Consider the following 12,395-nt stretch of genomic DNA (forward strand, 5'->3'; position numbering starts at 1 on the left):
ATAATAACGTGTAGACAACTTTATACACCTTGAAGGGGAGTAGCTACACTATTTATAGTGATAATTAGTCGTCATGACAGTACCAAGTTGGTACTCGGTTAATTAACAAGAACGATCTTGATGCAAGACCTTCAGAATAATAAGCTAGCTTTGTGCTACCTATTATTCTGAAGGTTTTTTTATGCTACTTGACTTAAAAAGGAAACAGGAGGGATAAGGCGATGGATTATATTTTATTATTAATTGGTTTTGTACTTTTAATTAAAGGTGCTGATTTCTTCGTAGATGGTGCATCTTCTATTGCTAAAACATTAAAAGTACCTGCACTTATTATCGGTTTAACAATTGTAGCTTTTGGAACAAGTGCTCCAGAGCTTGCAGTAAGTATTACATCAGCTATGAAAGGACAAAACGGTATTGCTGTTGGGAACGTAGTTGGATCAAACATCTTTAACGTTTTAATGGTAGTTGGGGTATCAGCTATGATTTGTCCTTTAGTTGTTAAAAAGTCTATTTTAGTTAAAGAATTCCCATTTACAATTCTTGCTGGAATAGCATTATTCATTATGGCAATAGATACAGTATTAGGAAGTGGATCAGCTAATATTTTATCTCGTACAGATGGAATCATGTTACTCATCTTCTTTGGCATTTTTATGTACTATTTAATTGAAGTTGCTCTTCAAGCTAGAGCAAATGGTGAAGAGGAAGAGGAAATAGAAGGCATGCCTCTTTGGAAAGGGATTGTATTTTCATTAGGTGGTATTGCAGGGATTGTTGTTGGTGGAGATATTGTTGTAGACAGTGCAACTAATATTGCTCTTGCATGGGGAATGAGTGAAACATTAGTAGGTCTTACAATTATTGCAGTAGGAACATCATTACCTGAACTTGTTACATCTATTGTAGCGGCAAGAAAAGGTGAAAGTGATATCGCATTAGGTAACGTTATTGGTTCTTGTATATTCAACGTATTCCTTATTTTAGGGGTATCTGCAACGATTAATCCAATTGAGTTAAGTGGTGCAATCTTTACAGATATGTTTATTATGATTGTTATTACAGTTATAACTTACTTCTTTGCTATGAGTAAACGTATTAACCGTGTTGAAGGTGGAATCCTTGTAGCAACTTATGTAGCATATATGGCTTATATTATTGTGAGATAATAATGTAGTAAAGTTAGGTATATATATTAATATTTGTTTATAAGAAAAGGGATGTATTGAAATGACTTAGTCATTTCAATACATCCCTTTTAATTTATTTAGATACGATATTCCTCTGTAATAGTTTTAAAATCATTTGCAAGTTCAACAATATGTGTGGTGCCTTTAATAATATTTTCTAGGGCAGATACTTGTTCCTCAGTAGAAGCACTGACTTCTTCAGTAGCACTTGCTGCATTTGTAGCAACATTAGCCACGTGTTCGATTTTTTCTACTAAAGTCGTCTTACCTTGATCAATAACGTGAATTTGTTGTGCAATATCATGGATGATTTTGTCCATATCTTCAATGCTATGCTGGATATTATCAAAGCTTTTACTTGTATTTAGACCATATTCTTGCATGGTATGCTGTGAAGTAAGGAAAGATTCAACATGATGATTAAGAAGCTTAACATTTTTAATGTTCTCAGAAACAATCATTTCAATTTCAGAAGCAAAATGAGAAGAAGTTTCTGCTAGTTTACGTACTTCTTCTGCAACTACTGCAAATCCACGTCCAGACTCACCAGCACGTGCGGCCTCTATAGAAGCATTTAGGGCTAGAAGATTGGTTTGAGCAGCAATTTGTTGGATAGTACCTACAATATTTTGGATTTTATTAGAGTTATTATCAATCGTTACACTTTGTGTCTGAAGAGATGCTAAGGTAACTTTATTATTTTCAAAAGCCTTTTCTAGTAAACTTACATGATTGACACCATCGCCAATAGCTTCAGTTACTAAGGAAGAACAGCGTAACATCTGTGTTGTTTGTTCAACACTGTATTGAATACAACTATGTAGTTCTTGAGAAATAGCAATACTTTCTTGAGTAGCCATTGTCTGAGCTGTTGCACCTTCAGCAATATGAGTAACAGCTGAAGCAATTTCTTCACAGGTCATACAGTTTTCTCTAATAGCTGTCTGAGTAAAATGGGTATCAGAGGCTAGCGTTTGGGAAGAATGGCTAAGTGTATTAATAAGGCTAGTCATACTGTCCATTAGTTGATTCATACTTTCAGATACAAGGAATAACTCTTGAATAGGAATAGTATTGGTATCTACACGTTTTGTTAAGTCTTTTTCTCTAGCTGCATTCATAACAGTAGTCATTGCTTCAATAGGCTTAGCTAACTTCCTTGTAAAGAATGTAATGAGTAAAGAAACAATGATAAGAATGAACAGTACAACGATAGAAACAATGAACATTTCTCTAAAGACAAAGCCATAAACTAACTTTTTAGGAGAAAGTGTAATAAGTTGATAGCCCACTTTATCTTGAGCAGTAGTTGCTAAATAAGTTGTTCCATCTATTTCAATTTCAGTCAGTTCAGGTGAAAAGTTAGGAATTAAATCATTTAGATTTGTTCCTATAACATCTTTCTCAGAAGAAGCGACAATCATAAAATCATTCGTATATGCAAATACTTTACTTTCTTTAAAAAGAAGGTTATCTAGTTGCTGTTTAATAATGTTATCAAGTGTATAGAGATCAACATCTACACCAATGACACCATTAAAGTTACTATCTAGAGTTGTAACAGGCGTGCTAATAGAGGCTACAAGATGATTTGTAGCGACATCTATTTCAGGTTTACTAACAGTTAAACGATTAGTATTTTGAGCTTCTTGATACCAAGGTCGAATGGTTGGGTCATAGCCTGGTGGTACAGAGCCTGTGGCAACCATTTGCTTAGATTCAAAGCCTACATAGATATGGGTAAATAAAGGGGATTGAGCTAGGATTTCGTTGAAAAAGTTCATTAAATTTTCGCATTCTTCATCAGAACCATCCCAGGATTTAATAATAGGTATATTTTTTATATTTTGTAAAATTTGTGTAGCCTGTTCAATAGGATCATTAATCTGTTCTAAAACACTAGTATTAAAACTATCCATATTAATATCTAATATGGCTTGGCTAGATTTAATGGTGTAAGAGATAAACATTCCAGATAAAATTAAGCTGGTAACGATAATTGAGATGAGAGAAATCTGTAAAATTGCTCTTTGAATAGGTATACGTTTTTTGGTATTCATCTTGAGGCCTCCTTGATGTAGTTAAATAAGTAAGGTTCATGTCCTTCTTGCTAAGATATTAATAATGAGGGTAAAGATACTGTTTTAAATTATACTTTATTTTGATAGCGTAGTAAATATTATTCAAATGTTCAGTATTGGGTATAAATAAAAAGATATAAGGATAGAAAAAAATGATAAAAATGATAGGATATAAGTATAAGTAAGCGTTAAGAATGAACGGGGATTTTATATGAAGAAATTAGTAGCAGGTTTGATGGCTCTTACAATGGCATTATCTTTAGGTGGTTGTGCTAAAGCTTCTGGTGGGGCAGAAGCAAAGGGAGGAGATTTGGTTGTATACTGCCCTCATCCACTTGAATTTATTGATCCACTTGTAGCTGAATTTGAAGCCGAAACAGGTGTATCTGTAGAAGTAATCGCTGCTGGGACTGGAGAGCTTATGAAACGTGTAGAGTCTGAAAAAGACAATCCACTAGGTGATATTCTTTGGGGAGGAACAATCACAACAGTAGAACCTATTAAGGATTATTTTGAACCTTATACCTCTGTTAATGAAGAAGCTATTTTAGATGCTTATAAGAATGTAGAAGGTAATATGACACGCTTTACTGCTGTACCGAGTGTTATTATGATTAATACAAATATTATCGGGGATATTGAGGTTAATGGTTATGAAGACTTACTAAATCCAGCACTTAAAGGCAAAATTGCAATGGCTGATCCAGCTAAATCTTCCTCATCTTTTGAGCACCTAGTAAATATGCTTTATGCAATGGGAAATGGTGACCCAGAACAAGGTTGGGACTATGTAGAAAAATTCATGGAGAATACAAATAATACGTTACTTTCAGGCTCATCAGCTGTTTATAAAGGTGTAGCAGATGGTGAATACCCAGTAGGGCTTACATTTGAGGAAGGTGCTGCGAAATATGTCAATTCAGGTGCCCCTGTAAAAGTGGTTTACATGGAAGAAGGAACCATTGTTAAACCAGATGGAATCTATATTATCAAAAACTGCAAGAATATGGACAATGCCAAAGCATTCGTAGATTTTGCAACAAGCAAAGATGCTCAAACAATGATTACTGAAGAACTTAATAGACGTTCTGTACGTAGTGATATTACAGGTGGAAAAGGTCTTGAACCTTATGAAAATATTAAGGTCATTGAAGATGATATTAATGTAGTTAACTCTAATAAACAAGTATGGCTTGATCGTTTCAAAGAAATCTATACAAAATAATGTTTAGGCAAAGGGGCCATCGTAAAAATGCCTTCTCCCAAGATGAGCAGGGCGGCTTTTGCGATAGCCCTTTTTAACGTAGAAAAGAGGGGATTCCATGAGTGTTGCTATTACAATTCAAAATGTAGTTAAAAAGTTTGGGGAAACGACTATTATTCCAGATTTATCAGTAGAAGTAAAAAACGGAGAATTCTTTACATTACTTGGACCTTCCGGATGTGGTAAGACCACTCTATTACGTATGATAGCAGGATTTAATTCCATAGAAGATGGTTCCATTTATTTTGACAAAAAACGTATTAATGATGTTGCAGCGCATAAGCGTAATATTGGAATGGTATTTCAAAACTATGCCATCTTCCCACATATGACAGTTAGAGAAAATGTAGAGTATGGCTTGAAATTACGTAAACTTAATAAAGCAGAAATCAAAGAAAAAGTTGATCATATTTTAGATGTTGTTAAGATTCGTGATTATCAAGAACGTTTACCAGAAAGATTATCAGGTGGGCAACAGCAACGAGTTGCACTTGCACGTGCAATAGTGATCCATCCCAGTGTACTTCTGATGGATGAACCTCTTTCTAACTTAGATGCCAAATTACGTATTGAAATGCGTTCAGCTATAAGAGAAATTCAAAAAGAAGTAGGGATTACAACGGTTTATGTTACTCATGATCAAGAAGAGGCACTTTCTATTTCAGATCGTATTGCGGTTATGAAGGATGGGGTTATCCAACAAATTGATAGATCTCATACACTCTATACAAGACCTTATAATCAATTTGTAGCAACTTTTATAGGTTCTTCCAATTTATTTAAAGGACATATCAAGTGCTTTGAAGGGCATACCTTTGTAGTCTTTAATGATGGCTATGAAGTTGAAATGGATAATTTGTTAGAGACAGTTGAAAATGGGCAAGAAGTATGTATTGCAGTAAGACCAGAAGAATTTAAATTTGCAGAAGATGGATTAAGTGCAACGATTCATACAAGTACTTTTCTCGGGAAATATAACACGTATCAAGTAGAAGTTGAGGAGAAGATGATTGTACCTAATTTACCACCAGTAGAAGTTTCACAAGATATTGGGCATGCAACATGTATCTATGATGTAGGGGAGAAGGTACATCTGGTACCGAATGCCAAAAAGATGAATGTGTTTACAGCAGATGGTGAGAAGAGTCTCATTAAGGATGTGAGAAGATATGAATGAAACAAAGGTGAAACGCTTAAAAATAAAATGGGATTTTTGGTCAGTGATTACCATTATCATCTTTCTGCTCTTTGCCCTTTTTCTAATTTATCCATTATTTTCATTGCTTATAAGTAGCTTTAAAGATCCAGCAACGGGAGCTTGTAGTCTAGCGAACTTTAGTCGGTTTTTCACTAAGAAATATTATTATCAAGGGTTATTTAATAGTTTTGCAGTAACGACCTGTGCTACTGTGTGTGCAGTACTCATAGGTGTACCAATGGCATATTTTATGACTTCTTATAAAGTAAAGTTAAAAGGTTTGATGGAAATATTGATTATTATTTCTATGCTATCACCACCGTTTATTGGCGCCTATTCTTGGGTTATTTTATGTGGACGTAGTGGTGTGATTACACAATTCTTTAACCAAGTTTTCAATATACAAATACCAACTATTTATGGTTTTAATGGGATTGTACTTGTCTTTACTTTAAAGTTATATTCTTTTATTTATCTTTATGTCTCCGGTGCTTTAAAGAAAATAGATGTGTCTTTAAGTGAAGCAGCAGAAAGTTTAGGATGTAGTTCAGTGAAAAAAGTGGTAACCATTATTATGCCTCTTATATTACCTACCCTTTTATCAGGCGCACTATTAGTTTTTATGAATGCATTAGCAGACTTTGGTACGCCAATGCTTATTGGAGAAGGATACAATGTTATGCCTGTTCTTATCTATTCCGAGTTTGTAGGTGAGATGGGGGGGGATGGTAACTTTGCAGCAGCAATGGCAACAATCATGGTTTTGATTACTGCCGTTCTTTTCTTAGGGCAGAAGTATATTGTAAATAAGAAATCTTTTGTCATGAGTTCTTTAAGACCTATTCAACCTAAAGCATTAAAAGGTTATAAAAATGTTCTTATGCATTTGTTTATCTATTTTGTTGTATTCTTATCTATTATTCCTCAGCTTACAGTGATCTACACGTCTTTCTTAAAGACTAAGGGTTCTATGTTTGTAAAAGAGTTCTCCTATGATAGCTATATTAAAGTTTTCAATAAGCTTGGTGATAGTATTACTCATACTTATCTATTTGGGCTAGTAGCAATTGTGATTATTATATTATTAGGGATGTTTATAGCTTATCTTTCAACAAGAAGACGTAATATTTTTACAGGATTTATTGATACAGTTACCATGTTCCCTTATATTATTCCGGGTTCTGTTATAGGTATTACATTATTGCTTGCATTTAACAGCAAGCCCCTTTTACTAAGTGGAACAGCTATGATTATGATTGTGGCTTTTGTCATTAGACGTTTGCCCTACACATTAAGGTCTTCATCGGCTATTCTTTATCAGATTAGTCCAAGTATGGAGGAGGCTTCTATTAGTTTAGGTTCCTCACCAGTCAAGACTTTTTTCAAAATCACAGCGATGATGATGCTACCAGGGGTATTATCTGGTGCCATTTTAAGTTGGATTACAGTTATTAATGAGTTAAGTTCTTCTGTTATTTTATATACGGGTTCTACAAGGACTATGTCTGTTGCAATTTATACGGAAGTTATAAGGGCCAGTTATGGAACAGCAGCAGCGTTATCTACAATTCTAACTTTAACGACAGTTATTTCTTTACTCATATTCTTTAAGTTATCTGGAAGTAAAGAGGTTAGTCTTTAAGGATTGTGGATAAAAAGAAAATATGTTAAAATTTAATAGAAAATAACAAATAATTAACAAAATAATGTGAAGTATGTGCATAACTCGTTAGCAAAAAGTAGAATGACAGTATTTAAAATGTGAATAAGTTAATAAGGGGTGGGATGAATGCGTTTTAGTGAACAGATAAGAAGGTCTTTCTTTGTTTATGCATTGATTCCAACCCTTTTATTATGTGTAGGGTGCTATATCTTTTTATATAGTATGAGTTATATTGCTCAAACCAAAAGAAATGAGCAAAATACACAAGTATTAGCAAGTCAACTAGAAAGTGAATTAAACTTTTATGAGATAAAGGCAGAGAAGTTGGCAGACCTTTTAAGTAAAGAGATAAGTCATTTAGACGAGAAGAAATGGTATGAAGATATTTATACGTTCATGCGCCAAAGAGAGTTACAATGTAACTTTTATATTTTTGATACAGACTATAAAATTCTTATGAGTAATACAACGTTAATTCCTGAATATAGTACACAGACTTATAATTGGGGGATTTTTAAGAAGATGAGACTGGAGCCTGATACAGCATGGACTATGCCAAATAGAACTTACTTAGGACATGATAAGTTTACGATTCTTTCTATAGGTAAGGCGATTACCCAAGGCGAAGAAATTGTAGGCTTTATTGTATTTGACATTAAGGAAGATAGCCTAAAGAATATGGTAGGGAAAAATAGTCAGTATAATATCATGATTACAGACAGGCATAAAAATATTATTCTTACGACCAATGAGAGCTTTAAAAATGAAAACGGCAAAGTCAGGAATGACTTAGCAGATGAAACGGGATATTTAAAACTAATAGATAATGATGTCTATATATCAAGATCTACACTTTTTCAAGAAAATTTATATGTTTATACGATTTCATTTATAGGTTTCTTAGATGATTTATTAAGAATGGGCTTTTTGTTCTTACTTATTATGATTATTGTATTATTAGGTGCTCTATCTTTTGCGGCAAAGAAGGTGGCTAATGATAAAACAAAGGTAATTGATAAGATTGTAAAAGGAATTGAGGAAGTCCAAAGGGGTAACTTAGAAACTTATTTAGACATAAAAACACAAGATGAATTTGAATTTATTGCAACTGCTTATAACCAAATGTTAGAGGACATTAAAGCTTTAATCGAACTGAATAAAGAAAAGGCATGTCACAGTATTCAATCAGAAATTAAACAATTAGAAAGTCAGTTTAATCCTCACTTCATATTTAATACGTTAGAAATGTTAAGGTATACCATGAAACTAGATCAAGAGACTGCTTATAAAATCATTTTGAATCTATCATCTATTTTGCGTTATAGCATTAATGGAGGCCTTTCGGAGGTAACTATTGAAGAGGATCTTGGTTATACAAGAAGTTACTTAGAAATTCAACAATTTAGATTTCATGAACGTTTTGCATATTCTATAGATGTCTATGATCAAGCAGAGATTTATAAAGTACCCAAACTAACTATACAACCACTCATTGAAAATGCAATTAAATATGGCTTTAATAACCAAAAGAAGCTTACCATTAAGATTTCCATACGTGCAGTAGAGGAACAACTAGTTATTGTGGTCTATGATGATGGAAAGGGAATGAGTGCTGGGAAGGTAGCAAGTATTAATGAAATTTTACATACGAAGGGCAATCAACATATAGGATTATATAATGTGCATAGACGTATACAATTGATGTATGGAGAGCAATATGGATTAAGTATTATTAGTCAACTTGATGAAGGGACAGTTATTAAAATTACACTACCACTTTTGAACTCATAAGATTTAAGGAGACTGCAGCAAGGTAGTAGGGGGAACAAAGATGCTAAAAATAATAATTGTAGAAGATGAGTGGATTATTCGTAAAGGGCTTATAAGCACAATAGATTGGCTAGAGATGGGATGCTCAATAGTAGGAGAAGCAAGTGATGGGCAAGAAGGGCTAGAACTTATTGAAGAATATCTTCCAGATGTTGTAATTACAGATATTCGTATGCCTGTAATGGATGGGATAGAGATGATTAGAAAAGGGAAGAAGATACATGATTTTGAAAGTATTTTACTTACTAGTTACGAGGAATTTGAATATGCGAAACAAGCAATTAAGTTACAAGTTTTTGACTATCTTTTAAAACCTGTAGATGAGGAGAATCTAAAAAGTGCATTAACACGTCTGAGACAAAAAATTGAAGAAAAGGGTCAAATTCAAGATATTAAACAATTAGCGAAAGAACAAGAGAGACTCTATAACCCAGTCATTTTATTAGAGCAGGCAAAGGGGACCCAACCTCAAGTTGAGAAAGTATTAGAAATGATTGCGCAAGAATATACCGGACATTTAAGTATTGAATTGATAGCAGATGAAATGGGAATTAGTAGTAGCTATTTGAGTAGAAAGTTTAAACAAGTAACAGGTCATACCTTTGGAGAAATTTTAAATGGCTATCGTATTCAAAAAGCAACAGAGTTACTTTTAAGTCATGAATATAAGATTTATGAAGTTGCTGAAAAGGTAGGTTTTTCTGAGTATAAGAGTTTTTGTACAGTATTTAAAAAATGGGTAGGACTTTCGCCAAAAGAATTTATGAATCAAAAATATAAGTCAACTTAAATGAAAAATTAAGTTGACTTATATTTTTTTGTATGTTAACTTATTTTTAAACTAAAGGAGGCAAAAAAATATGGAAAATACTAAGCAATTTAATGCAAGAACGTTAACATTATGTGGATTATTTGCAGCATTAACAGCTATAGGAGCATTTATTAAAATACCATTACCACCACCACTAGTACCTTTTACACTACAATTTCTATTTAGTGCACTAGCAGGTGTATTATTAGGTGCTAAAATAGGTGGATTATCTCAACTTATTTATGTTTTAGTAGGGTTAGTAGGTATTCCTATTTTTACAGAAGGTGGTGGATTTCACTATATACTTAAACCTACATTTGGATATTTAATAGGCTTTATAGTAGGGGCTTATGTGATTGGGAAATGCATGGAATACTTAAAAACAGTTAACTTTAAAAATTTATTTATAGCTTCATTAGTAGGATTATTAGTGGTGTATGTATTGGGTGTAATCTACATGTATGCCATTTATAACTTTTATATAGGAAATGAAATGGGACTTTGGAGTGCAGTATGGGGTGGTGCAATTATTTGTGCACCTGGTGATATACTTCTATGTGCTGTAACAGCAGTAGTTGGTACCAAACTTATTCCTATTCTTAGGAAGATGAGAGCAGTGGCATAATAACTTTAGGAGGTCAGAAGATGGATTGGCTTACAGCAATTAAAGATAAGGTATTAGAAGGTTACAAAGTAACAAAAGATGAAGCAATGAAGCTCATGCAGTATCCTCAACCTATACTGAGTCAGTATGCAGATGAAATTAGATTAAAGCATTGTGGGAACAGTTTTGATATGTGTGCGATTATTAATGGGAAAAGTGGAGCTTGTTCACAAGACTGTAAGTACTGTGCTCAATCAGCTCACTATAAGGGAATAGCAGAGGTATATCCTCTACAAGAGGCAGCTACATTTTTAAGAGATGCTAAAGAACATAAGGATGAAGGTGTACTTCGTTATTCCATTGTGACTTCAGGTAAACGTTTAAATCAAAAAGATATGGAAGCTATTATTCCTATATATGAACAAATACATACAAAAGTGGGGATTTCACTTTGCGCTTCTCATGGACTTTTAGGAGAAGAGGACATGAAGAAGTTAAAGGCAAGTGGTGTAAGGCGTTATCATAATAACTTAGAAACTTCTAGACGCTATTTTCCTTTTATTTGTTCAACACATACATACGAGGATAAACTAGAGACATTACAAGCAGCCAAAAGAGTGGGATTGGAAGTGTGTAGCGGAGGCTTATTTGGAATGGGAGAAACTTTAGAAGATCGTATAGATATGGCATTTGACTTAAGGGCATTAGAAGTAAAGTCTATTCCTATTAATGTTCTTGTTCCAATTCCAGGTACACCGTTAGAAGGAATCAGGCCTATTGCAGAAGAAGAAGTTTTAAAAACCATAGCCATCTATCGATTTATTCATCCAGATGCTAAAATCCGTTTAGCTGGAGGTAGAAGTCAGTTAACTGATGCAGGTAGGTATGCTTTTAAAGGTGGTGCCAATGCCACGATTAGTGGAAACTTACTTACGACATGTGGTAATACCATTCAAGATGACTTTAAACTATTAGAAGGCTTAGAGTATGAGGTGAAGTTAGATGAGTAAAGGAATATTTATTACAGCAACAGATACCGATGCGGGAAAGACTTTTGTAACCAGTCTTATAGTAGAGGCACTTAGAAAACAGGGTATCCAAGCAGGATATTATAAGGCAGCTTTAAGTGGTGGTTATTATGAGGGCGATAAACTTATACCAGGTGATGCAAAGGAAGTTTTGACAAGAGCAGGTATAGAGGAAGAATATGATAAATGTGTTTCCTATACTTTTGAAACAGCAGTTTCTCCTCATCTTGCTTCACAAATAGAAGGAAGACCTATTAAACTTCATAAGATCAAAAGAGATTATGAGGCGCTCTCTAAAAGATATGAGTATATTACTGTTGAAGGAAGTGGCGGTATTATTTGTCCTATTCAAGTAAGTGATACAGAAGTGATTTTGTTAGAAGATATTATAAAGTTATTAGAACTTCCAGTGGTGATTGTAGCACGTGCAGGACTTGGAACAATCAATCATACCATACTAACAGTTGCTTATATCAGACAATTAGGAATACCTATTAAAGGGATTATTCTTAATGAGTATGAAATAGGAAATAGATTACATGAGGATAATAGGCAAATGATAGAACGTCTAAGTAAAGTGGAGGTTATAGCAACTATTCCAAGAATGAAATGCAAAGAGAAGCAAGTTGAGTTAGATATAGAGAAGCTTGTTGAACTATATAGTTAGCTAGATGAGCTCATGCTAATAAACTCATTTAAATAAAAAAATGAATAGGTATTAATGAA

At 33.6% G+C, this 12,395-nt stretch carries 10 protein-coding genes; 9 read left to right on the forward strand and 1 reads right to left on the reverse strand.

The features are described 5' to 3' along the window. The first annotated feature begins 221 nt into the window (after positions 1 to 221). Entirely contained in the window at positions 222 to 1,169 is a 948-nt protein-coding gene (locus tag PBV87_RS02400) for a calcium/sodium antiporter (protein ID WP_271011012.1), read from the forward strand. Between the two features lie 98 nt (positions 1,170 to 1,267). On the opposite strand, the gene PBV87_RS02405 is transcribed toward PBV87_RS02400, so the two are convergent. After that, positions 1,268 to 3,250 (reverse strand): methyl-accepting chemotaxis protein, encoded by a 1,983-nt coding sequence (locus tag PBV87_RS02405; RefSeq protein ID WP_271011013.1) that lies wholly within the window; start codon positions 3,248 to 3,250, stop codon positions 1,268 to 1,270. A 232-nt stretch (positions 3,251 to 3,482) separates the two neighbouring features. On the opposite strand from PBV87_RS02405, the gene PBV87_RS02410 reads away from it, so the two are divergent. The 8 genes from PBV87_RS02410 to bioD all read left to right on the forward strand — a co-directional run bounded on the left by PBV87_RS02410 (position 3,483) and on the right by bioD (position 12,336). Next, on the forward strand, positions 3,483 to 4,496 hold the full coding sequence (locus tag PBV87_RS02410) for an ABC transporter substrate-binding protein (protein WP_053985844.1): 1,014 nt from the start codon (positions 3,483 to 3,485) through the stop codon (positions 4,494 to 4,496). 97 nt (positions 4,497 to 4,593) lie between these two features. Beyond that, positions 4,594 to 5,712: an ABC transporter ATP-binding protein gene (locus PBV87_RS02415; RefSeq protein WP_271011014.1), complete on the forward strand. Its 1,119-nt coding sequence runs from the start codon at positions 4,594 to 4,596 to the stop codon at positions 5,710 to 5,712. A 7-nt stretch (positions 5,713 to 5,719) separates the two neighbouring features. Next, on the forward strand, positions 5,720 to 7,375 hold the full coding sequence (locus PBV87_RS02420; protein ID WP_271011048.1) for an ABC transporter permease: 1,656 nt from the start codon (positions 5,720 to 5,722) through the stop codon (positions 7,373 to 7,375). A gap of 147 nt (positions 7,376 to 7,522) precedes the next feature. Further along, complete coding sequence (locus PBV87_RS02425; RefSeq protein WP_271011015.1) at positions 7,523 to 9,187, forward strand: sensor histidine kinase; 1,665 nt, start codon at positions 7,523 to 7,525, stop codon at positions 9,185 to 9,187. A 40-nt stretch (positions 9,188 to 9,227) separates the two neighbouring features. Next, positions 9,228 to 10,016, forward strand: a complete 789-nt coding sequence (locus PBV87_RS02430; protein WP_271011016.1) for a response regulator transcription factor — start codon at positions 9,228 to 9,230, stop codon at positions 10,014 to 10,016. Between the two features lie 70 nt (positions 10,017 to 10,086). Then, complete coding sequence (locus PBV87_RS02435) at positions 10,087 to 10,662, forward strand: biotin transporter BioY (RefSeq protein ID WP_053985840.1); 576 nt, start codon at positions 10,087 to 10,089, stop codon at positions 10,660 to 10,662. Between the two features lie 20 nt (positions 10,663 to 10,682). Continuing rightward, a complete protein-coding gene (gene bioB, locus PBV87_RS02440; RefSeq protein WP_271011017.1) occupies positions 10,683 to 11,651 on the forward strand; it encodes a biotin synthase BioB in 969 nt (322 codons plus the stop codon). After that, positions 11,644 to 12,336 (forward strand): dethiobiotin synthase, encoded by a 693-nt coding sequence (gene bioD / locus PBV87_RS02445; RefSeq protein WP_271011018.1) that lies wholly within the window; start codon positions 11,644 to 11,646, stop codon positions 12,334 to 12,336. Before bioB ends, bioD begins: the two co-directional genes overlap by 8 nt. The last annotated feature ends 59 nt before the right edge of the window (positions 12,337 to 12,395 follow it).

This window comes from Holtiella tumoricola, assembly GCF_027857615.1.
GTDB classification, from domain to species: Bacteria; Bacillota; Clostridia; order Lachnospirales; family Cellulosilyticaceae; genus Holtiella; species Holtiella tumoricola.